At 48.2% G+C, this 20,475-nt stretch carries 24 protein-coding genes; 15 read left to right on the forward strand and 9 right to left on the reverse strand.

The genetic code is table 11. The annotated features are described in order from the left end of the window. Positions 1-7: 7 nt before the first annotated feature. From nadD to ACQGQ5_RS00555, 9 genes are all read left to right on the forward strand, one after another. Entirely contained in the window at positions 8-619 is a 612-nt protein-coding gene (gene nadD, locus ACQGQ5_RS00515) for a nicotinate (nicotinamide) nucleotide adenylyltransferase (protein ID WP_455734705.1), read from the forward strand. Next, entirely contained in the window at positions 612-1,184 is a 573-nt protein-coding gene (gene yqeK / locus ACQGQ5_RS00520; RefSeq protein ID WP_455734706.1) for a bis(5'-nucleosyl)-tetraphosphatase (symmetrical) YqeK, read from the forward strand. Before nadD ends, yqeK begins: the two co-directional genes overlap by 8 nt. A gap of 17 nt (positions 1,185-1,201) precedes the next feature. Next, positions 1,202-1,558, forward strand: a complete 357-nt coding sequence (rsfS, locus tag ACQGQ5_RS00525) for a ribosome silencing factor (protein ID WP_455734707.1) — start codon at positions 1,202-1,204, stop codon at positions 1,556-1,558. Positions 1,559-1,582: 24 nt separating this feature from the next. After that, positions 1,583-3,991, forward strand: a complete 2,409-nt coding sequence (gene leuS / locus ACQGQ5_RS00530) for a leucine--tRNA ligase (protein WP_455734708.1) — start codon at positions 1,583-1,585, stop codon at positions 3,989-3,991. Positions 3,992-4,222: 231 nt separating this feature from the next. Beyond that, positions 4,223-5,734, forward strand: a complete 1,512-nt coding sequence (locus ACQGQ5_RS00535) for a CARDB domain-containing protein (RefSeq protein ID WP_455734709.1) — start codon at positions 4,223-4,225, stop codon at positions 5,732-5,734. 14 nt (positions 5,735-5,748) lie between these two features. Further along, positions 5,749-6,444 (forward strand): hypothetical protein, encoded by a 696-nt coding sequence (locus ACQGQ5_RS00540; RefSeq protein WP_455734710.1) that lies wholly within the window; start codon positions 5,749-5,751, stop codon positions 6,442-6,444. Between the two features lie 480 nt (positions 6,445-6,924). After that, entirely contained in the window at positions 6,925-7,389 is a 465-nt protein-coding gene (locus ACQGQ5_RS00545; RefSeq protein WP_455734711.1) for a hypothetical protein, read from the forward strand. Between the two features lie 863 nt (positions 7,390-8,252). Continuing rightward, on the forward strand, positions 8,253-8,432 hold the full coding sequence (locus ACQGQ5_RS00550) for a hypothetical protein (RefSeq protein WP_455734712.1): 180 nt from the start codon (positions 8,253-8,255) through the stop codon (positions 8,430-8,432). A 92-nt stretch (positions 8,433-8,524) separates the two neighbouring features. After that, the gene (locus ACQGQ5_RS00555) at positions 8,525-9,046 is read left to right on the forward strand and encodes a hypothetical protein (RefSeq protein ID WP_455734713.1); all 522 of its coding nucleotides are present in this window, start codon (positions 8,525-8,527) and stop codon (positions 9,044-9,046) included. 64 nt (positions 9,047-9,110) lie between these two features. Here the strand turns inward: ACQGQ5_RS00555 and ACQGQ5_RS00560 are convergent, their stop codons facing one another. Next, positions 9,111-9,476 carry a hypothetical protein gene (locus ACQGQ5_RS00560; RefSeq protein ID WP_455734714.1) on the reverse strand — a complete coding sequence of 122 codons (366 nt, stop codon included), beginning with the start codon at positions 9,474-9,476 and terminating at the stop codon, positions 9,111-9,113. Between the two features lie 63 nt (positions 9,477-9,539). Here ACQGQ5_RS00560 and ACQGQ5_RS00565 point away from each other — a divergent pair, with 63 nt between their 5' ends. Continuing rightward, entirely contained in the window at positions 9,540-9,857 is a 318-nt protein-coding gene (locus ACQGQ5_RS00565) for a hypothetical protein (protein ID WP_455734715.1), read from the forward strand. 175 nt (positions 9,858-10,032) lie between these two features. On the opposite strand, the gene ACQGQ5_RS00570 is transcribed toward ACQGQ5_RS00565, so the two are convergent. Both ACQGQ5_RS00570 and ACQGQ5_RS00575 read right to left on the reverse strand, forming a co-directional pair. Then, entirely contained in the window at positions 10,033-10,305 is a 273-nt protein-coding gene (locus tag ACQGQ5_RS00570; protein WP_455734716.1) for a DUF1294 domain-containing protein, read from the reverse strand. 15 nt (positions 10,306-10,320) lie between these two features. Then, positions 10,321-10,689, reverse strand: a complete 369-nt coding sequence (locus tag ACQGQ5_RS00575) for a zinc ribbon domain-containing protein (protein WP_455734717.1) — start codon at positions 10,687-10,689, stop codon at positions 10,321-10,323. A 132-nt stretch (positions 10,690-10,821) separates the two neighbouring features. On the opposite strand from ACQGQ5_RS00575, the gene ACQGQ5_RS00580 reads away from it, so the two are divergent. Beyond that, a complete protein-coding gene (locus ACQGQ5_RS00580; protein ID WP_455734718.1) occupies positions 10,822-12,105 on the forward strand; it encodes a glycoside hydrolase family 10 protein in 1,284 nt (427 codons plus the stop codon). A gap of 14 nt (positions 12,106-12,119) precedes the next feature. Here ACQGQ5_RS00580 and mtaB read toward each other — a convergent pair whose 3' ends face one another. After that, on the reverse strand, positions 12,120-13,433 hold the full coding sequence (mtaB, locus tag ACQGQ5_RS00585; protein ID WP_455734719.1) for a tRNA (N(6)-L-threonylcarbamoyladenosine(37)-C(2))-methylthiotransferase MtaB: 1,314 nt from the start codon (positions 13,431-13,433) through the stop codon (positions 12,120-12,122). A gap of 129 nt (positions 13,434-13,562) precedes the next feature. On the opposite strand from mtaB, the gene ACQGQ5_RS00590 reads away from it, so the two are divergent. After that, positions 13,563-13,802, forward strand: a complete 240-nt coding sequence (locus ACQGQ5_RS00590) for an HPr family phosphocarrier protein (RefSeq protein ID WP_444657879.1) — start codon at positions 13,563-13,565, stop codon at positions 13,800-13,802. Positions 13,803-13,841: 39 nt separating this feature from the next. Here the strand turns inward: ACQGQ5_RS00590 and abc-f are convergent, their stop codons facing one another. Next, positions 13,842-15,740, reverse strand: a complete 1,899-nt coding sequence (abc-f, locus tag ACQGQ5_RS00595) for a ribosomal protection-like ABC-F family protein (protein ID WP_455734720.1) — start codon at positions 15,738-15,740, stop codon at positions 13,842-13,844. Positions 15,741-15,828: 88 nt separating this feature from the next. Then, the gene (locus ACQGQ5_RS00600) at positions 15,829-16,260 is read right to left on the reverse strand and encodes a hypothetical protein (protein ID WP_455734721.1); all 432 of its coding nucleotides are present in this window, start codon (positions 16,258-16,260) and stop codon (positions 15,829-15,831) included. A 134-nt stretch (positions 16,261-16,394) separates the two neighbouring features. On the opposite strand from ACQGQ5_RS00600, the gene ACQGQ5_RS00605 reads away from it, so the two are divergent. Together ACQGQ5_RS00605 and nrdR are read left to right on the forward strand one after the other, a co-directional pair. After that, on the forward strand, positions 16,395-17,180 hold the full coding sequence (locus ACQGQ5_RS00605; protein ID WP_455734722.1) for a sugar phosphate isomerase/epimerase family protein: 786 nt from the start codon (positions 16,395-16,397) through the stop codon (positions 17,178-17,180). 81 nt (positions 17,181-17,261) lie between these two features. Then, complete coding sequence (nrdR, locus tag ACQGQ5_RS00610; protein WP_275717497.1) at positions 17,262-17,720, forward strand: transcriptional regulator NrdR; 459 nt, start codon at positions 17,262-17,264, stop codon at positions 17,718-17,720. 50 nt (positions 17,721-17,770) lie between these two features. Here nrdR and ACQGQ5_RS00615 read toward each other — a convergent pair whose 3' ends face one another. Next, positions 17,771-18,151: a DUF4363 family protein gene (locus tag ACQGQ5_RS00615; RefSeq protein ID WP_455734723.1), complete on the reverse strand. Its 381-nt coding sequence runs from the start codon at positions 18,149-18,151 to the stop codon at positions 17,771-17,773. Next, positions 18,148-18,825, reverse strand: coding sequence for a DUF421 domain-containing protein (locus tag ACQGQ5_RS00620; RefSeq protein WP_455734724.1), 678 nt, complete (start codon positions 18,823-18,825; stop codon positions 18,148-18,150). The genes ACQGQ5_RS00615 and ACQGQ5_RS00620 overlap by 4 nt, the downstream gene beginning before the upstream one ends. Positions 18,826-18,925: 100 nt before the next feature. On the opposite strand from ACQGQ5_RS00620, the gene ACQGQ5_RS00625 reads away from it, so the two are divergent. After that, the gene (locus tag ACQGQ5_RS00625) at positions 18,926-19,075 is read left to right on the forward strand and encodes a hypothetical protein (protein WP_455734725.1); all 150 of its coding nucleotides are present in this window, start codon (positions 18,926-18,928) and stop codon (positions 19,073-19,075) included. Between the two features lie 52 nt (positions 19,076-19,127). On the opposite strand, the gene ACQGQ5_RS00630 is transcribed toward ACQGQ5_RS00625, so the two are convergent. Beyond that, on the reverse strand, positions 19,128-20,381 hold the full coding sequence (locus ACQGQ5_RS00630) for a glycosyltransferase (RefSeq protein ID WP_455734726.1): 1,254 nt from the start codon (positions 20,379-20,381) through the stop codon (positions 19,128-19,130). Positions 20,382-20,475: the final 94 nt, after the last annotated feature.

Below are 20,475 nucleotides of genomic sequence, written 5' to 3' on the forward strand. Positions count from 1 at the left end.
TGGAAATATGCAGAAAATTGCCGTATTCGGCGGCACCTTCAACCCCATTCACAACGGGCATATGCATCTGGCAAAGCGGTTTGCAGAGATGATCGGGGCGCAAAGGGTACTGCTGATTCCGACTTATCAGCCTCCGCACAAGCGTGCGCCCAACCTTGCCCCCGGCAGGGACAGGCTTGCAATGTGCCGCCTTGCGTGCGAAGGGAATATTTTTGAAGTCAGCGACATAGAGCTGAAACGGAGGGGCCGCAGCTATACTGCGGACACTCTGCGGGAACTGAAAAAAAAAGACCCGGATTCGGAGCTTTACCTGATTACCGGCGAGGATATGTTCCTTACCCTGAAGCACTGGCATGAGGCGGAAACGATTTTCAGGCTGGCTGTTCTGTGCGCGGCCCCGCGCGGCGGCGACGGGCTGCGTTCCCTTTTGGACTACGCTGAAATTCTGGAGACGGAAGGGGCGAAAACCTTCATCCGGAATATTGAATATCTTCCTATTTCGTCAACAATGGTCCGCAATGCGGTTCGGGATGGGAAAAGCATCTCGGAGCTTGTCCCGCCGAAGGTTGCGGATTATATAGCGGAAAATAAGTTGTATTTGGAGCAGGAAAATGAATAAAATCGATTATGAGGCGATTATAAAGCCGTTTCTCAGCCAAAAACGGTATGATCATTCCCTTTGTGTCCGCGACGCTGCGGTGCGTCTCGCAAAAAAATATGAGGCCAATGCGGAAAAAGCGGAGGTTGCCGGAATTCTTCACGACATCATGAAGGACGTTCCGCCCGATGAACAGCTGAAAATGATGGTGCGCTACGATATCATCCTGACCGATGTGGAGCGCAGCGCGCAGAAGCTGTGGCACGCAATGCTCGGCGCGGCTTATCTGGAAAAGGAACTGAAAATCACCGACGCGGAGATTTTAAATGCAGTAAGGTATCACACGACCGGGCGGGCCCACATGACCCGGCTGGACAAAATCATCTTTATCGCCGATTTTATTTCCGCGGACCGCGACTACGACGGCGTAGAGGCTCTGCGCAGGGCCGCCGGCGTCAGCCTGGAACAGGCGATGATCGAAGGAATGGTCTACACCATTCAGGACCTGACAAAAGGCTGCCGGGCCATCCATCCCGATACGATCGCCGCTTATAATGAGGCGGTTCTGAAAAATAAATACAGTTAAAGGAAAGGTTGTTGTGTATGACGTCACTGGAACTGGCAAAGGAAACGGTTAAGATTTTGGATGAAAAGAAAGCCATGGACCTGAAGGTCATCGGCATTAAGGATATTTCCGTGCTTGCGGATTATTTTGTTTTTTCGACCGGTACCAGCAGCACGCACGTCAAGTCGCTTGCGGAAGAGGTCGAATTCAAATTAAAGCAGCTCGGCGTCAGCCCGGAGCACGTTGACGGCTACCGTTCCAACTCCTGGGTGCTTCTGGACTACGGCAATGTCATGGTCCATATTTTTACGGCGGACGCGCGCGAATTTTACAATCTTGACCGTCTGTGGCAGGACGCGGAAAAAATCGATATTTCCGATATTGTAAAGGATTAATCAAAATATAGGAGCGAAGGAAAGATGAAATACGATCACAGGTCAATCGAGAAAAAATGGCAGGATAAATGGGAAGAGGCGGGCGTTTTCCATGCCTCCAACTCCAGCGGCAAGCCCAAATATTACGCGCTGATAGAATTCCCTTATCCGTCCGGACAGGGGCTTCACGTCGGTCACCCGCGCTCCTACACGGCAATCGATATCGTCGCGCGCAAGCGCCGCCTGCAGGGGTATAATGTCCTGTATCCCATCGGCTGGGACGCCTTCGGCCTGCCGACGGAAAATTTCGCCATCAAGAACCATGTGCATCCGGCGGAAGTGACAAAGAAAAATATCGCCCGCTTTAAGCAGCAGCTTCAGTCCCTCGGCATCTCCTTCGACTGGTCGCGGGAAATCAATACGACCGACCCCGATTATTATAAATGGACGCAGTGGATTTTCCTGCAGCTGTTCAAGCACGGCCTTGCCTATAAGAAGGAAATGGCCGTCAACTGGTGTACTTCCTGCAAATGCGTGCTGGCCAACGAGGAAGTGGTCAACGGCGTCTGCGAGCGGTGCGGCAGCGAGGTCGTCCGCAAGGTCAAATCCCAGTGGATGCTCAAAATCACCGAGTACGCCCAGCGCCTGATCGACGACCTCGACCTTGTCGACTACCCCGACCGCGTCAAGGCGCAGCAGAAGAACTGGATCGGCCGCTCCACCGGCGCGGAGGTGGATTTCACCACGACGACGGGGGACAGGCTCACCGTTTATACCACCCGTCCGGACACGCTTTACGGCGCGACCTACATGGTCGTTTCCCCGGAGCATCCCATGATTGAAAAATGGGCCGACAGGCTGAAAAATATCGGCGAGGTGCGCGCTTACCAGGGCGAAGCCGCCAGAAAATCCGACTTTGAGCGCACGGAGGTCGCCAAGGACAAGACCGGCGTCCGCCTTGACGGCGTAGCGGCCGTCAACCCGGTTACCGGAAAAGAGATTCCAATTTTCATTTCCGATTACGTGCTCGTTTCCTACGGCACGGGCGCCATCATGGCCGTTCCGGCGCACGATACCCGCGACTGGGAGTTTGCGAAGAAATTCGGTCTGCCGATTGTTGAAGTGGTCAAGGGCGGCGACGTGGAAAAGCAAGCCTTTACCGACTGCGCGACCGGCATTATGGTAAATTCCGGAATTCTGGACAGCCTGACCGTGGACGAAGCGAAGAAAAAAATTACCGATTACTTAACGGAAAAGGGGCTGGGGCACTCCAAAGTGAACTTTAAGCTGCGCGACTGGGTCTTTTCCCGTCAGCGCTACTGGGGCGAACCCATCCCGGTCGTTTACTGTGAGAAGTGCGGCTATGTTCCGCTGCCGGAAAGCGAGCTTCCGCTGCGGCTGCCGGATGTCAAATCCTACGAGCCGACCGACACCGGCGAATCCCCGCTGGCGCACATGACGGACTGGGTAACGACCACCTGCCCGCACTGCGGCGGCAAGGCGAAGCGCGAAACGGACACCATGCCGCAGTGGGCCGGCTCCTCCTGGTACTTCCTGCGTTACATCGACCCCCATAACGACAACGCGCTTGCCAGCGAGGAAGCCCTGAAATACTGGATGCCGGTCGACTGGTACAACGGCGGGATGGAGCATACGACGCTCCATCTGCTCTACAGCCGCTTCTGGCACAAATTCCTTTACGACATCCATGTGGTGCCTACGCCGGAGCCGTACGCAAAGCGCACCAGCCACGGTATGATCCTGGGCGAAAACGGCGAAAAGATGAGCAAATCCCGCGGCAACGTCGTCAATCCCGATGAAATCGTCAGCGAGTACGGCGCGGATACCATGCGCCTTTACGAGATGTTTATCGGCGATTTTGAGAAAGCCGCCCCGTGGAGCTCCGCGGGCATCAAGGGCTGCCGCCGCTTTGTGGAGCGCTACTGGAACCTTCAGAATATTCTCTGTGAGGAAAAGGGCGTCAGAAAGAGCCTGGAAATTTCCTTTCATAAGTCGATCAAAAAGGTCGGCGAGGATATTGAGGCGCTCAAATTCAACACCGCCATCGCCACGCTGATGGCGCTGATGAACGATATTGCCGACGCGGGTTCCATTACCCGGGACGAGCTCAGAATTTTTACCGTTCTGCTCAACCCGTTTGCGCCCCACGTTACGGAAGAGATGTGGGCGCTGATGAAATTTGGCGGCGGGATGGCCTGCCAGCAGGCGTGGCCGGAATACGACGAGGCGAAATGTACCGAGGACACCGTCGAAATCGTTGTCCAGGTCAATGGAAAAGTGCGCGCGCACCTGAGCGTCGCGGCTGATATTGCCAAGGATGCGGCGATTGCGGCAGCCAAGGCCGACGAAAAGATTGCCGCCGAACTCGGCGGGAAAACCGTTATCAAGGAGATTTATGTCCCCGGCAAGCTGGTCAATATCGTCGTAAAATAATAAATTAAAATCAGCAAACGGCACCGGTAAAACCGGTGCCGTTTATTGATTTTAAATAATTACAAATTAGAAATAAATATTGATATATATCAAAGATAGAATTATTCTTTAAATGGAGTAAAAGGAGATGAGTCCATTGAAGTGATAAAGGGGTGAAAAATTCCTCATATTAGTTAAGCTTAATTACATATCGTACTGATAGAAATTAGTTTAAAAGATGGAGGAAACTATATGAAAAAGAAGATTCACAAAAAAGCTTTAGCATTCATGCTTGCTTTTTTGTTGTTATTTGGAACATCAGGACAAGCTTTTGCGAAGGAATCTTTAGGAGATTCGGCTTCAGATGAAATATTTACAATAAGTGATTGCCAGATTTCTGATGCTATAGAAATAAATAATGAACTAGAGCAAAATATTAAAGATTCTAATATAATTGCCGATAATTTTGTCTTAGATGGTATTTCCGATGGTAAGGAAGATAGTCCTAAGGACAGCAATATGTCATTACGGACCGCTGCTGGATTACCTGATTTATCTATGTCAATCATAACGTCCCCAACATCACAACCTTTTCCAAATGCAATACCCGTCAAATTTCAATCAAAAGTATTAAACATAGGAAATGGTCCTGCAACCAATCTCATATTTACATTATACGTAGATGGTAATATCGAAAATTCTATTGAAGCTGAGGGAACTTTAAATGCGGGTGAAGAAGCAGTCCTTAGTTTTTTTATGGAGTGTAATGTTGGCGGTTCACACAGTTTGAAGATTGTGGTCAATGAATCAAAGACCATTACAGAATCTAATTATAGTAATAATTCTGCTGAAGGATATTTTAAGTGGGCTGACTGTATAGCATTGTCAGCAGATGCACTTTATACTAGTGATGGAGAAACAGAATTTGAATCCAATCAGAGCAAAGAGTATATTTTTAAATTTTCTAATAGTGGTACATTAAGTGCGACAAACGTTCCAATAGAACTTGATGTTAATGGTGTAAATATATATCAACGCTCAATAAATGTACCAGCTCATACAAATTTAACTGGAAGTATAAATATATCAATTAACAAAGCTGGACATTATGAGTTCGTTTTTAAAGTTGATCCTCAAAAAATAATTAATGATCTCAATCCTTATGATAATTCAAAGTCTCTTGCAATAAATTTAAGTTATGATACTGAAATATGGGCGGGTAAATGGGATAATCCGCGAAATTTAGACGTTTTAATATGTGGATCAGCTGTACAAGTGATTAATAATAATAATGCTGGCAGTAATGCTATCAGCAATATCAAAGATGCAATTCATGCTTGGAATGGAATTGTTTCGCAAGTATCTTATGGAACCGTATCTACATCTGATTCAGATGTAGATATATATCAAAAACCAGTCAGCGTAATTGCTCAAGATCTTCCACAATCAGATGATGGTAGTATCCTCTTAGCAGTTACTGCGGTGTTTAGACAAGGGTCATCAGGCAGAGAACAGGTTTTGGATCCAGAAGGGGATAAATGCTCTTATATTAATGCCGTTATTGTACTAAACGAAGATGATGATGCATATTCTGCTCTTAATTCTAAAGGGCAGAATAGGACCATTACTCATGAATTTGGTCATGCATTGGGTTTAGCACATCCGACTTGCAGAGATACTGCAATTATGAGACAAACAAGTGACTCTCTGGCAGCCTATACTATTCAACCGCATGATAAATATAATTTAGACAAAAGATATTAAAGGAGGCATCCATAATGGAAAAAAAGATCATTTTTCTTTGTCTGCCACTGTTCGCGGCGGTAATTTTTCTGCTTTATTCGGAAAGAACGGGAACGGCATCCGAAGTTAACGTAATTTCATTGAATTCTTCAGAAAAGGGAACCGTAGCAGTTAATGATCTTCCTGCTGTTCAGAGTGATCAAGATTGCATATTGCTTTATAACGCGAAAACTGTTGAAGAGTTAGAAGAACTTAGTCCTAACATCGTTCAAGGAACACTTCTTGACGATGCGGAACAGAAAATCTTAAGAAATAAAGAAGGGGATATTACTTTATCGGGTATCAATATTTCCTCATTAAAAATTACTAAAGTATATAAAGGAGATTTGAAGATCGGAGATATTATCAAGCTAGGTGAAAGGTACTACATTACTGACGAAAATGGAAAAGAGAAAGTTGTCTATGATGGAAATTATTTGCCATCAACAGTTGGAAAGGAATATTTGTTCTTTTTGGGGAATAAACAAATAAATAAAGATTACTGGTCTGGAACCTATGCGCCTAAACTTCTCGAAAAAGGGCGTTATCCTGTTCGGACAAGAAACGGAAGCAACTTTCTGTCAGTCCAATCAATAGAATCGATGACTAATAAAGAACTTAATCTTGGAAATGATGATTCTACTGAATATAAAGCGCTTTACGAACAAGTTGCGCAAAAATATATGAAATAGATTTGCTTTTGGCGCTGAAAATTATTGTTAAAAATTATATCTTGGCAAGCTGGTCAATATCGTCGTAAAATAATAAATTAAAATCAGCAAACGGCACCGGTAAAACCGGTGCCGTTTGTTTGTTTGTCTTACTATTTGTTCCGGAACCGAAATGGCATACTGTATAAAAAATTGGGAAACGATTTAGACGACATCACAAATTTAAAAAAGTTTGGGAAAAACTGTAACAAAACACGGTTTGAATCGTTATATCTATAGGAAAGAAAATGGACTTTCGTTATTCACTGTGTTCATTGTGTCGGATTTTCAGAGGGATAGCCGATCGGCATGAAACGTGCAGGCAAATCATACATTATCTTGGCAATACCGGATTAAGCAAAAGAAAGGTCGATAGAGTTGCAGAAGCTTTTAAAACAAAGGAATGCATCCGGTGAAAATAGTCGATCCGCTCTGGTACCGTTTGTATTGTTTGGGGTCGTGATGTTCAGTGTCAATATTATCCAGTTCAGCTATCGGGTCTATTCTCGTCAGGTATATTTGGCGCTGCTGTCGCTCCAAAAGCAAAGCGTTAAGTCGCCGGAGCTGGACAGTCTTTGGAAAACAATCGGCTATACGGCGACGGCCGTCGAGATCGGTTATTACCTCATTGGAATCGCCTTTTTTATCTGGATAGGATATCGGATGGTCTATTCCAGAATTCAGATTCATCAGGTGTTTCTGTATACTTTTCTGATGTATGCTTTTTCCATTTTGATTTTTCTGCCGCTGCAGATCAATTATCTGGAAGGCAATCTCCTGTCGCCTGTTTTTATTTCGTTCGTTCTTTCTTTTGTACAGATATTTCTTGCATGGACAAAATGCAAAAGAGAGAATCCCGTGTTGGAGGAAACCAAAGATCAGTCCGTTTCCCGTCCTGTGGACGACCGAAAAACAGTGGGGTGGTGATCGTACGAACGAAATTGTTAAAGATTTTTATACTGAGCTGAAACAGTGAAAACAACAAGCCGTCCGATATTACACCGGGCGGCTTGTGATTTTCTATATAGAAATCTCATTTATTTGAGACGCTAATCCTTAAATTGCTGGTAAATGCTAAAGCTCTACAACTAAAACAGAATCAGAAATGATATATGAAAAGTTATCGAAAGATAGAAAAATAGTAGAGATGACATATGGTGAGATAAAAGCGTTATTTCATTTTGGAGTGTGAAGTAATGTCCTAAGTGCCGTGATAATGTGTGATCAGCAGCCAAATCGCTAAGTTCATCATAAGATGGATAAAAATATAGATTGTTTTAGGGAACAGTCTGCGAGAGGTTCATCGACTGTAAAGGGATTCGAGTATAAAATTTATGCTTGTAATAGACAGTCAAAACACTAAGTAATTCTTAGTGCCGATACTCAAGTGTATCCAGACACTTTAAAGAAGTAGTATGGGGTTACTTAAAAATAAAGAGCCATACCAATCAAGTATAGCTCTTAGCAAAATTTTTAATGCAGTAATGTATATTCTATAGGAAATTGTCTTTCCAAGACGTTTTCTATGATTATTTGTTCGTTATCTGAAAGCAAGACAGGCGATATCTCAGTATGTCTACTATTACCATTTACTTGTATGTAGGATACGTTACCGAGATTTGTATAATGAACCACAAGGAGATATTTATGAATTGAGTTTGGATCATATATAAAGTCAGATACAAAACTTCTTTCGATAGAAACAAGAGGTTTTCTTGTTGTTTTTTGCTATTTCTGATGATATAATATTGGTAAATTATAGGAAATAGTATTATTGGAGATGACTTACAATGAGTGAGAAAGAAGATAAAAGAATTCCCTTAAAAGAAGATCATATAGGCGGTAATGTAATTATTCCGAATAAATGGAATTATGATAAAAGTGACAGCTCATATATTCGTCACTCGCAAGAACCTATTATAAAAAATATTGTAAGACCCGATACGGGTAAATCAAAAGGAGAGAAATAGCTATAGACGATTTAAACATATTACTAAAATGGCTTCCTACTATTATAATCTTTATAGTGTCAGGCTTTGTTTTTATAAGCATTTTTAATTTTGTGGCAACAGTTAAGGAGCAAAATGATTTTAAGAATCTTTTTCTAAAATCATTGGTCGTAGGATTTATTCTAGTTTCGACTTGGCAACATGACATTGTAGCTGCTTCAGAAATACATATCAATCTTTTTTTATTCTTGCCGTACTGTTGTGTTTTAGCCTTTGTTGTGGCTCAGTTTTATGTGAGTGAAATATTTAGTAAGATTCGGAAGAAGTTGCATATTAGAAGGACTGTTAATGAAAGTATTTGGAATGATATTCAAGATAAGTCTGAAACGTTGTGGGTTAGAGTTATCAATTACAAGAATGATATTGAATATTTAGGGATTTTAGCCATGATCGAAGATTTTCAGAGAAATCCTATAATTGTATTGACAAGGTATACCGAAAGGAATTTTAGTACTCGGGAAGAAATACATGATTATACGAATGATCCTACCCGTAGAGTTTTAATTGATACAGCCAAATATGATAGAATTGAATTGATTTACGATAAGAAGAGCAAGAAGATAACTGAAAAATAATATTTCATATTCATAGATATAAAATCAAAAGACCTTTCCTTAATTGGAGAGGTCTTTTCTGATTTTATCCTTTTGGTTTAAACTTTGTTCCGCAATTCAGACAGATCAATTCCACTTTTCCACTTCCAATAAATCCTGCTAATAGTCCTACCCCGCCCGTGACTACTGCACCGGCAATAGCTTTACCAACACCAAAACCTTTTTTGGCGGCGGTTAGAGATGTTGATCCGCATTTCGGGCAGTGTGGAGTGGTGCGACGGATTTTCTCTTGCTCATAAAGTTCTACACTTTTTTGACATTGTATTTTAGCTTCTTCATCATCTGGGATATTATCTCCTTCCCCCAAATATCTGAAATACATTAACCCACATTCTGGACATTTTAATGTGTTATTTTCCATTATTGTATAACATTTTTTACACATTTTCATTATATTCATCTCCTATAATATATTATAAGTAATTCCCTAAAATTATTTATAAAAAGTAACAAATTGATATTAACTCCATTCAATCAAAAGACAGCAGATTTTAGTGGCATTAAAAATGTTTTATCAAGTCTTGAAAAATATAATAATTTAATTAAAGAAAGTTCTGTGAAAACAGCAGATTTAGTTGAAGAAGTTTCAAATAACAACGCATCATTTGGGCAATATCTTACTTCTCTTAATGGATCAAAAGCATCATTAGGTGGATATGTTAAATCGCTATTTACTGCATCATCAGGAACAGCATTATTGACATTGAAAACTATAGTTTTAAATGCTGCTTTAACAATAGGTATTGGATTTGCTATTTCTCTTGCAATTTAAGGATGGATGCCTGCTTTTCTTTCTTATTATCCAAGCCCGAATCTGAGGAAAGCGGAAGATTTTTGAACCGATCCATCTCAGCACGCGCGAATATAAAATTCCCAAAAACAGCAGGGCCACAACGAGCTTTAACGCAGCCCATATGTCCATGACGGAAGCCTTCTTTCCTACGGTATCATCTGAAAAACAGGTAATAGACAAAACAAATCTGCATGGTCATGATCATCGGAATGCCGATCATAAATTTTCTGTGCCGGGTTTTATGCCGGATCGCGTACATGGTGAGCAGCATGGCGGGGGACCCGCCGAGGGCCGCAATCAGGAGCAGGGTGTTTTCCGGAACGCGCCAAAGGTGTTTTTTCGCGTTGTGCTTGTCAGCCGCCGTCACGATGACCGCGATAAAATTAATAATAATTAAGTAGCAAATCCAATATATATAATTAGGCATGTCTTACGCCTCCCGTCAGAGCAGTCTGGCGCCGCAGTTGGGGCAGTACCGGCTGTTGGGGTCCACCGCGCATCCGCAGCCCGGACAGGTTTTCCGGCTGGCGCCCTGCACGACATACATTCTTTCCGGGTTGATTTCAGCCGCGGGGTCTTTTTCCATGCGCCTGCCCTCGTCCTTTGCCAGCTCGTACACGGTACCGCAGTTGGGGCAGGTGACGAAGTATCTTTTCCCGAAACGGAACAGCGGGATAAAGAAAAGCGTAAACTGCTGAAACGTATAGGTAACCGCAGCCATCGCGCCGCCGCCGGAACAGCAGGGGAGACAGCCGCATCTCCGCAGGCCAAGGTCGTGCGCGCCGCTGGTTACTCCGATGATGAAGAACATCACACCGCCCCCAATCATTTATTAAATGGTATCGTACACTATCCGGACAGTTCTGTCAAATACATGGTTGTTAAAATTGAAAAAACGTCAAAAAGTCCGGGGGAAAGCCGCAATTGGAAAGGATGGGTTTCTATGGTAATCAAGCTTTTTAACCGGCACAGTATTTTTATCTGCGCCTGTATTCTGGCAGGAGTCATCGCGCTCACTATGCTGGTCAATATCGGGCATAACCGGTTCCGGGAACAGCCCTCCCCGACGTCCGGGGGGGATCCGTCTTCTGCGTCCGCCTCCGCTCCGGCCGCGGCCGGCGCCGCCGTTCCGGCCTCCTCCGACGAAATGCGGGCGGTATGGGTGCCGTACATGAATCTGAATATGAGCCAGGAAGAGGACAAGAGCGAAAAAGCCTTTCAGAAAAAGTTCGACGCCATTGTCGCCGGGGCAAAGAACTGCGGGATGAATACGCTGATCGTCCACGTACGGCCGTTCGGGGACGCTCTGTACAAGTCGGCCTACTTTCCGTGGAGCCATGTCGTCGGCGGAACACAGGGGGTGGACCCCGGTTACGATCCGCTTGCTTACATGGTTACGGCTTCCCACAAGGCGGGGCTGAAAATTCAGGCATGGATCAATCCGCTGCGCATTCAGGTGTCCGGAACGCCGTCCATTCTGGCGCAGGGCAATCTTTATAATACATGGAAAAGCGACGCTTCCAGGGCGGGCTGGGTCGTGGACAGCAACGGCGGGAAATATTACAATCCCGCCTACCCGCAGGTGCGCAAGCTGATTGCGGACGGCGCGAAGGAGATCGCGCAGAATTACGACGTCGACGGGATTCAGTTTGACGATTATTTCTATCCGACGCAGGACGGCTCGTTCGATCAGAGCGCCTACGACGCGTACTGCGCTTCCGCTTCCAAAAGCGGCACGCCGCTTAGCTTGCTGGAATGGCGCCGAGGCAACATCAACGCGATGGTTTCCCTAGTCTACAGCGAAATCAAGTCGGTAAAGCCGAACCTGCCGTTTGGGATCGCCCCGCAGGGGAATGTGGAGAACGACATGAACATGGGCGCGGACGTCGCCTCCTGGTGCGGCGCACAGGGGTATGTCGATTATATCTGCCCGCAGCTGTACGTCAATTTTGAAAATCCCGTTCTTCCGTTTGACACCGCCGCCCAAAGCTGGCGCAAAATGGTGGTGAACACCAACGTAAAACTGTATCTGGGGCTTGCCGTTTACAAAAGCGGCTCCGACGCCGACAGCGGCACCTGGAAAAAATCGAACAATATCCTGGCGCAGCAGGTGGAGGTCGGCCGGAAAACCTCCTGCGACGGGTTTATGTTTTACTCCTGGGATTATCTGAACAGCGACCAGACGAAGGAAGAGGTGCAGAACGTTATGAAGGTGCTGAATTCGTGACGTCCGGCTTTGGATTATTTTTCACTTATTCGCTGCTGTTTTTCTATTTCGGCAAGGCAGCAGTCGCTCAGGGCCTCCGTAATGCGGGCGGGAACAATTTCCCCGCTCAGACTTTTGCCGCTGTGCGCTTTGACCGGCGTGTAGTTTTCGGTGTAGCCCTCATAGACATTTTTATCGCATTCCCGCTCGAACAGCACCGGCTCGGTCAGCCCGATCTGTCTTTGGAAAAACGCTTCCTTGGTTTTCTGCGTCGCTTCGATCATCAGGCGGCTGCGCTGTTCCTTCACCGCCTGCGGAACCTGATCGGGCGCGTCGTTGGCTTTTGTGCCGGGGCGGCGGGAATAGGCAAAAACATGGACCTTCGCAAAGGCGATTTCCCGGGCAAAGGCCAGTGATTCCTGAAACTCCTCTTCGGTTTCGCCGGGGAACCCCACCATGATGTCGGTGGTGATCGCCGCGTTTTCAAAGGACGCGCGCAGGTTCTTTACGATCGTCCGGTACTCCTCTGCGCCGTAATGCCTGTTCATGCGCCTCAGCGTGGCGTCTGAGCCGCTTTGCAGGGACAGGTGGAATTGGGCGCAGAGCTTTTTTTGCTGGCTCAGGCGGGCGACGACGTCCTCGCTCAGCTGTTCGGGTTCCAGGGAGCCCAGCCGTACGCGTGCGACGGAATCCGGTTCGCAGGCGGCTTCGACCGCGTCGCAGAGATGCAGGCCGAGATCCTGCCCGTAAGCGGACAGGTTGATCCCGGTCAGAACGATTTCCCGGTATCCGTTCGCGGCGATTTCCGCGATTCCTTTTTTCAGCTCGTCCATCGGCTTGGAGCGTACCCGCCCGCGCGCATAGGGGATGATGCAGTAGGAACAGAAGCGGTTGCAGCCGTCCTCGATTTTAATAAAAGCGCGGGTGCGCTCGAAAAAGCTGCTCACGTTCATCGACTCAAAGCCCGGGGCCTTTTCATGGGGAACAATGTCCACCACGCGCTGACGCGAGGAAAGGTATTTCAGGATGTCGGGCAGAAGCGCCGCGCGGTTGGAATTGCCCAGCACAATGTCCGCGTCGTGCAGCCCGGCCGCCGCTTCGGGAAAGGCCTGGGGCATGCAACCGGTCAGGACAAGGACCGCTCCGGGGTTCTTCCGTCTTGCCCGGTGGAGCGTCTGGCGCACCTTGTGGTCGCTCATGGCGGTGACGGTGCAGGAATTGATCAGCACCACGTCGCTTTCCTGTGCGGCGTCGCATACGGTAAATCCCGCAGAGACAAGCTGGGACAGCATTGCCTGTGATTCGTACTGGTTCACCTTGCATCCAAGGGTAATAACAGAGACTTTCATTTCTTCACCTTTTACAAATTTAGATATTTAAAATTACTTATTGACATAATGTATGGCTATATTAAATATTGAAAAAATTCCTTCCGTGCTATATCATGAGTAGTGAATTTTGTAATACGGAGGTATCATATGTATACAACTTCTATTTTACTTTCCAGCATTGAGGCTGTCAAAAAGTTTGTAACTCTGACGAACAGCTATACCTTTCCGATTAACCTGAGTACAGATAGATACAAAATTGACGCGAAATCAATTATGGGAGTATTTAGCCTGGATCTGTCCAAGCCGATCACGATCGAAGTTCCGGGTGAGGAAGGAAAAGAATTTATCTCCCAGCTTGAACAGTTTAAACCGCAGACACAAAACTAAATCGATGATGAGCAGTTCGGTGATCCGGACTGCTTTTTTTTATTCCTGGTATTTCTGCGCCAGAACGCTCCAGCGCTGAAACAGCTTTTCGCTCTCTTTGGTCAGGCAGTCTGTTTTTTCGGTGATTTCCATCGCCGCCTCGTAGTCGCTGGCCACTTCCGGTTTGGAAAGCTCTTCCTTTAAAGCGGCGATTTCCGCTTCGAGCTCGTCGATCTTCGCCTCGCTGCGTTTCAGCTCCGCCTTTTCCTTCCGGATCAGCGCGTCGCGTTCCTTCTGCAGCCGGTACTCGTTCGGTTTCACGGCGGCGGGCTCCGCCGTTTCCGCGGCCTTTGCGCGGCTTTTTTCAAGATAGCTGTCGTAGCCGCCGATAAATTCCTGCGCGCCGTCCTTGTCAAGGAAATAGACCCGGTCGGCGATTTTATTGATCAGGTAGCGGTCGTGGGACACGATGAGCAGGGTGCCCTCGTAGCTCTGCAGCGCCGCCTCCAGCGCTTCGAGAGAGTCGATGTCCAGATGGTTGGTAGGCTCGTCCAGCAAAAGAAAGTTATCCATGGAAAGCATCAGGCGGAGCAAAAGGACGCGCGCCCGCTCTCCGCCGCTTAAAGCTTCCACAGCTTTGAACACGTCGTCGCCCTTGAATAAAAAGACGGCCAGCGCGTTTCGGATATCGGTCTGGGTCATTTTCGGGTAGGAATCCCAGATTTCGTCGATCACGGTTTTTTCCGGATGCAGGCCCGCCTGAATCTGGTCGTAATAGCCGACGTCGATTCCCGCGCCGAAACGGAATTCGCCGCCGGAGGGGGTGTTGATCCCCAGAAGCGTCTTTAAAAGGGAGGTCTTTCCGCAGCCGTTCGGCCCGATCAGAAAAACTCTTTCGCCCCGGTGGATTTTAAGATTCACATTCTGAAACAGCAGCTTGCCGTCGAACTGCAGGGCAAGGTTTTCGGTGCTCAGGACATCGTTGCCGCCCCGCTGGCGGATGCCGAAGTCGAAATGGATGCCGTCCGGTTTTTCATCCGGCTTTTCCAGCGTTTTTTCCAGCCGTTCGATCACCTTCATTTTGCTTTCCGCGGTCCGGATGCTCCGTTCCTTGTTCCATTGCCGCTGCTGCGCCACGATTCCCTCAATGCGCTTGATTTCCTTCCGGGTATTGTCGTACTTGCGCTGCGCCGCCAGATTATTTTCGTCTTTCTGGGCAAGATAGGTGCTGTAGTTGCCCTTGTACGGGGTCAGACGGCCGTTTTCCAGCTCAAAGGTGCGGTTGGTCACCCTGTCCAGAAAATACCGGTCGTGGGAGATGACCACGAAGGAGCCGTTGTAGGAACGCAGGAAATCTTCCAGCCATTCCACGGAGGAGATATCCAGATGATTGGTCGGCTCGTCCAGCAGCAGCAGGTTGGCGCCGCACAGCAGCATCTTCGCCAGCTGCAGCTTCGCCTTCTGCCCGCCGCTCAGCACGGCGATCGGCAGCCCCATCTGTTCGTCGTCGAAACCGAGTCCCAGCAGCGCGGAGCGCGCCCTGCTTTTACAGGTCAGTCCGCCCTGCGCGACAAAGCGGTCGTTCATCACAGTTTGTTTTTCTATCAGCCGGTCAATTTCCTTCGGCTTCGCCTGCAGCTGCAGATTGATGCTTTCCAGTTCCTTTTCCATTTCCAGAAGCCCGGAAAATACGGTCAGCACCTCGCTGTAGGCGCTTCTTTCCAGATCGCGGCAGACATGCTGTTCCATATACCCCAGAACGGTCGAATTCGCCTTGAAAATATCGCCGCCGTCCGGCTGCGTTTCGCCGGTCAGCAGCTTGAGCAGGGTGGTTTTGCCCGAGCCGTTGATTCCCACAAGCCCTATGCGGTCGTTTTCCTGTATCTCAAAAGAGACGCCGCTGAAAATCATATCGGCGCCGAAGGATTTATTCAAATTGCTTGCGCTCAGCAAACCCATAGCAGTAAAAACCCCTTATATGTAAAGTGCGGAGCGTTCGGGCCCCGCTCCCATATTATAATGAAATAGCGCGGTTAAATCAAGTTCTTCAGAGATGCTTCTTCAATTCGTCGATGTTTTTCTGCTCATTGATGATATAATCTTCCGCCAGCTTCTTTACCTCGGTGTCGGCGCCGTCGAGCCGGTCCAGATTTTTTGTGACGCCCCTGATCCCCGCGGCGGTGCCGTTCATCATCAGCCTGGCAATGTGTGACGGAGTCTGGTTCACCATCGTGTTGATCCGGATGGACCCGCGCAGCATCGCTTTCTGCATCGTCCTTTCCGCCCCCGGCATCCTTCCGTCGGCGTGGAGCATCCGCTTTACCTTCGCGCCCATATCCCGATAGCGCAGAGCCTGGTCCTCTATTTCGGTGCGCAGCCGCGGGCTTTGGACCTTGGGAATGACCAGCTGAGTCGCTTCCAGCCCCATTTTTGTCGCCCGATAGATTTCTTCCAGCAAAGACGCGTTTTCGTTTATCATACTTTCTCCTCCCGCTTGATTTAAAAAATCAAAAAATTTATTTTGACCGGCAATCATAGAATATCCAGCCGTGCTTTGATTCATCTGGACATTTTTCTTCCATCGGGATATAATCTTTAAAAAGGGGTGATACTATGCGTTCCGGCATTTCGACGGCCTGTCTCTATCCCATGGAACTGGAGCAGGCTCTTCCGGCGTTAATCGCGCTTGACTTCCACCTTTTTGAGGTGTTTATCAATACAATCAGCGAATTAAGACCGAAATATATCAAAGAATTAAAAAGAATGGCGGATGACAGCGGCAGTATCGTAAAGTCCGTTCATCCGTTCACCTCCGGCTTTGAAAGCTTCCTGCTTTTTTCGGATTACCAGCGCCGTTCCGACGACGGTTTGGAGTTCTATAAACGGTATTTTCATGCCGCGAACCTTCTGGGCGCGGAAATTCTGGTGCTTCACGGCCAGCGCAACGACAAACGCAGCAGAATCACCGAGCAGGAGTATTTTGAACATTACGCGCGGCTCTATGCGCTGGGGAAAACGTTCGGCGTCACGGTGGCGCAGGAGAATGTCAACCTGTTCCGCAGCAACGAACCCGGGTTTCTCCTGAGAATGCGGGAATATCTGAACGAGGACTGCGCGTTTGTGCTGGACGTCAAGCAGGCGGTGCGCGGAGGGGAAGACCCCTTCCGGGTGTGCGCGGCGATGGGGGAAAGGCTGGTCCACGTCCACATCAACGACAACAAGCCGGGGGAGGACTGCCTTTTGCCCGGCAGCGGAACCATGGATTTCGACGCGCTGAAACAGCTGATGCGAAAATCCGGCTATAACGGGGACCTGGTTATCGAGGTCTACCGGCGCAATTTTGGCAAACTGGACGAATTGACAGGCGCAAAAAAAGTCGTAGATGGTTTGATTTACTAATATTTTGTTTCATAAACGCTTGCTAACCGCTGAAAAAATATGCTATAATTATACAAATAGTTTTATAGAGGTGATCTTACAATGCGGTGCCCGTATTGCGGCCATGAAGAATCAAAAGTCATCGATTCCCGCCCGACCGACGAAGGTGAAAGAATCCGGCGGCGCAGGGAATGCCTGAAATGTGCCAAGCGCTTCACAACCTATGAGGTGATCGAAACGGTACCCATTGTTGTGATCAAAAAAGATAAATCGCGTGAAACCTTCGACCGCAACAAGCTGTTGAACGGCCTTCTGCGCGCGTGCGAGAAGCGGCCCGTGTCCATTGACACGCTGGAGAGGATTGTGGACGAAATCGAAAACATGCTCCAGAATTCGCTTGACCGCGAAGTGCCCTCCAGCTTGATCGGCAAGTACGCCATGGAAAAGCTGAAGGATGTGGACGAGGTGGCTTACGTCCGTTTTGCCTCGGTTTACCGTCAGTTCAAGGATATCAATACCTTTATGGAAGAATTGAACAGGATGATTAAGAACAGGTCCTGAAAATCCGATAAAAACATGGAGAGCGGCGGGTTGTACCTGCCGCTCTTTTCTTAAAAGATGTTTTCAAGAGTGGGAAGCTGGGATTCGTTCAGGTACATGATCTGTGTGATGCCGCGGTCGCAGTCCGCCCCGAACTGGTCCGTTCCCTCAAAGTAACAGAGCATGGGCAGCCCGGAAAGCGTCTGGTCAACGGCTTCCAGCTGTGCGTGCGGCATGAAGGTGCACAGCACTTCGTGGTAGCCGTGCCAGTCGTCCGCGGCCTTTTGACTCAGCTTCTGCGCTTCTTTAAGATCGCCCTCCAGCGCCGCCTGTCGGGCGCTTTCGAGGGTTTGGGTCATCTGTTCGCTGACTTTTTTGGTTTTGACCGTTCCGTAGGTACAAACCGTTATGAGCAGAACGAGGATGACTGCGCAGGCCCATAAACGTTTCATTGCTTTTCATCCTTCTTGATAATATTGAAATCTCCCTTTCTGTTGGCCGTCATAATAAAAATCTGGTCCGTGCTGATGTTTTTGCCGCGCAGAACGCCTTCCAGCCATTCCCGGCTTTTGTTGCACAGCTGAAGGGAAAAGTCGGAGACGACCCCGTCGCTGATGACGACGGTTTCGAGCCCGGTATCCGGCAGCGCCACGCCCAGCATTCCGGCGGTCGGCTGTTCCTTGTCCGGCTTTTTGATGACGCTCATCTTTCCGTTTGTCTCCACAATCGCATAGGCGACGTCCTCAAAGCTGAACACGTTTTTCTGCCGCAGCTGCTCGGAGAGGTCCTCCGTGCTCATGCGCAGGCGGCGCATTTCCTTCTGGTCCACCCTTCCGTCGTTGATTACGATGATCGGCCTGCCGCAGATGATCTTTCGGAATTTTGTGCTTTTCAGCATCAGGCCGGATACAAGGATTTCACACATCACGAGCACCGCGATGGGGATGAACCCGCTTACCAGGGGCTGCCCTGTGTCCTGCATCGGGATTGCCGCGATATCGGAAATCAGAAGGGTCACAACGAGCTCGCTTGTCTGCAGCTCGCTGATCTGCCGTTTGCCCATCAGCCTTACCGCTACAATAATGACTATGTAGAGCAGTAAGGTCCTTATAAATGAAATGGTCATGTTTTTATCACCGCTGATAGTATGTTCGTCCTGCGGCGGCTTATTCATTTTGTCTGAAATCGAAGGACCTTATGGAAACGGAAAAGGGCAGGAAATCTGAGTGTATCGAAAAACTGTCAGGCGTAGGAAAATCGTGCAGGACAAGGCGGAAAGCGCCGCAAGCAAAATTTACAACAATTTTGGGCTGCGCAGCTTTATCGACTGTCTGAATGAAAAAACATGCCCTCTGCAAAGGCTTTTCAGCCTGTAGAGCGCATGTTCGGCACATGGTATTTTCGATGATGCTTTTACCGCGGTTCTTTTTAGAGCGGTTTCATCTGCTGGGCGAAAGCGGCGAAATTGTCTTGCGCGCAAAAGGCGCTCAGATAAACCGACCGGCAGTTTTCGCGCAGCTTTTTTCTTTCTTCTGCCGGCAGCTCCGCCGCGGAACGGATGGCCGAAGCCAGCTTGTCCGGGGTAAAATCCGCCTCGATCAAAAAGCCGGTTTCGCCGTCGCGGACGATTTCTCCGGTTCCTCCCACGTCCGTTGCGATCGCGGGAATTCCGAACGAGCAGGCTTCCATCACGCTGACCGGAAGCCCTTCCGTGCTGCTGGTGTTGACGAACAGGTCGACCGGGGTGTTTTGGTAATAGGCCATCAGGTCGGAATTTTTTACTTCTCCCCGGAAATCATACTCCATAAACCGCAGATTTTCCGCCGCGTATTTTTTCAGCTCTTCCAATGCGCCGCCGCCGCCGAAATGCGTCCATTTCAGCGCAAGACCGCTGCCGTTCAGCAGGCTCAGGGATCTGGCAAGCAGATCCACGCGTTTGAGCGGGACGATGTGGCAGCAGCTGACAATGTGGAAAGGCCCCGTCCCGTCTGCTTCCGTCGCCCCGTAATCCCGCGTACCCAGATAGGCGGTCTGGATTTTTTCCGCGTACTGGGGATACAGGCCGGTCAGGTAGTCGTTTCCGTCTTGGGAGCAGGTGTAGACCTTGTCTATGTTTTTCAGAAGGTACTGCCGCAGCGGCAGATAATTCATGGAGTTGCGGTAAGCGTAAAGGTCGTAGCCGTGCGCCCGGCAGACGGCCAGCTTGGTTTTTGCCTGGCAGTACCGTTTCAGCCTGACCGCCGCCATGGCGATATCGTAAAACCAATAGCTGTAAAACGTTACGCCGTCGTATCGCTGCAGGGAAAACGGAGCGAGAATTTTAACCGTTTCATCGTACACGATTTCCGATTTCGCGATAAAATAACTCAGATAAAGCTTTTTTTTCAGCGATCCCTTCACGGCGTTCCGCTCGTCTTTTCCGGAATAGCCCTTATAGTCCTTAAAGGGAAACTGCCTTGCCACCGCTCCGGCAAGGCTGCGTTTGACTTTGGCTGCGCGGATGCTGCGGACGCAGACGTTTTCCGGCACGCTTCTTGTCTGTACCGGGTTGTCGGCAGTGCTTGTGGCCACGATGATGACCTGATCGAATGCTTTCGCCAGAAGAGGGAGTTCGTCCTCTATGAATTCTTCCCCTTTGTCGAAAGGGAACGTTTTCGTTAACAATACCAGGCAGTCCTTCATCGGAAAACAGCCTCCTGATCGATTTAAAATAGAAATATATAAAAGAATAGCATACAAAATGCTGCATTTCAACACGCTGCTGCAAAATAATCTT

Source organism: Caproiciproducens sp. (genome assembly GCF_053840905.1).

What these genes read in the sequence shown, in the direction of transcription:
- ACQGQ5_RS00535 (WP_455734709.1), top strand. Translation starts at nt 4,223, where the DNA reads ATGAAAAAGAAGATTCACAAAAAAGCTTTAGCATTCATGCTTGCTTTT.
- nadD (WP_455734705.1), top strand. Translation starts at nt 8, where the DNA reads ATGCAGAAAATTGCCGTATTCGGCGGCACCTTCAACCCCATTCACAAC.
- ACQGQ5_RS00615 (WP_455734723.1), bottom strand. Translation starts at nt 18,151, where the DNA reads ATGAAACGTTTATGGGCCTGCGCAGTCATCCTCGTTCTGCTCATAACG.
- ACQGQ5_RS00630 (WP_455734726.1), bottom strand. Translation starts at nt 20,381, where the DNA reads ATGAAGGACTGCCTGGTATTGTTAACGAAAACGTTCCCTTTCGACAAA.
- ACQGQ5_RS00605 (WP_455734722.1), top strand. Translation starts at nt 16,395, where the DNA reads ATGCGTTCCGGCATTTCGACGGCCTGTCTCTATCCCATGGAACTGGAG.
- ACQGQ5_RS00580 (WP_455734718.1), top strand. Translation starts at nt 10,822, where the DNA reads ATGGTAATCAAGCTTTTTAACCGGCACAGTATTTTTATCTGCGCCTGT.
- abc-f (WP_455734720.1), bottom strand. Translation starts at nt 15,740, where the DNA reads ATGGGTTTGCTGAGCGCAAGCAATTTGAATAAATCCTTCGGCGCCGAT.
- nrdR (WP_275717497.1), top strand. Translation starts at nt 17,262, where the DNA reads ATGCGGTGCCCGTATTGCGGCCATGAAGAATCAAAAGTCATCGATTCC.
- ACQGQ5_RS00545 (WP_455734711.1), top strand. Translation starts at nt 6,925, where the DNA reads ATGTTCAGTGTCAATATTATCCAGTTCAGCTATCGGGTCTATTCTCGT.
- ACQGQ5_RS00620 (WP_455734724.1), bottom strand. Translation starts at nt 18,825, where the DNA reads ATGACCATTTCATTTATAAGGACCTTACTGCTCTACATAGTCATTATT.
- ACQGQ5_RS00550 (WP_455734712.1), top strand. Translation starts at nt 8,253, where the DNA reads ATGAGTGAGAAAGAAGATAAAAGAATTCCCTTAAAAGAAGATCATATA.
- ACQGQ5_RS00540 (WP_455734710.1), top strand. Translation starts at nt 5,749, where the DNA reads ATGGAAAAAAAGATCATTTTTCTTTGTCTGCCACTGTTCGCGGCGGTA.
- yqeK (WP_455734706.1), top strand. Translation starts at nt 612, where the DNA reads ATGAATAAAATCGATTATGAGGCGATTATAAAGCCGTTTCTCAGCCAA.
- ACQGQ5_RS00570 (WP_455734716.1), bottom strand. Translation starts at nt 10,305, where the DNA reads ATGCCTAATTATATATATTGGATTTGCTACTTAATTATTATTAATTTT.
- ACQGQ5_RS00560 (WP_455734714.1), bottom strand. Translation starts at nt 9,476, where the DNA reads ATGAAAATGTGTAAAAAATGTTATACAATAATGGAAAATAACACATTA.
- ACQGQ5_RS00590 (WP_444657879.1), top strand. Translation starts at nt 13,563, where the DNA reads ATGTATACAACTTCTATTTTACTTTCCAGCATTGAGGCTGTCAAAAAG.
- rsfS (WP_455734707.1), top strand. Translation starts at nt 1,202, where the DNA reads ATGACGTCACTGGAACTGGCAAAGGAAACGGTTAAGATTTTGGATGAA.
- leuS (WP_455734708.1), top strand. Translation starts at nt 1,583, where the DNA reads ATGAAATACGATCACAGGTCAATCGAGAAAAAATGGCAGGATAAATGG.
- mtaB (WP_455734719.1), bottom strand. Translation starts at nt 13,433, where the DNA reads ATGAAAGTCTCTGTTATTACCCTTGGATGCAAGGTGAACCAGTACGAA.
- ACQGQ5_RS00600 (WP_455734721.1), bottom strand. Translation starts at nt 16,260, where the DNA reads ATGATAAACGAAAACGCGTCTTTGCTGGAAGAAATCTATCGGGCGACA.
- ACQGQ5_RS00575 (WP_455734717.1), bottom strand. Translation starts at nt 10,689, where the DNA reads ATGTTCTTCATCATCGGAGTAACCAGCGGCGCGCACGACCTTGGCCTG.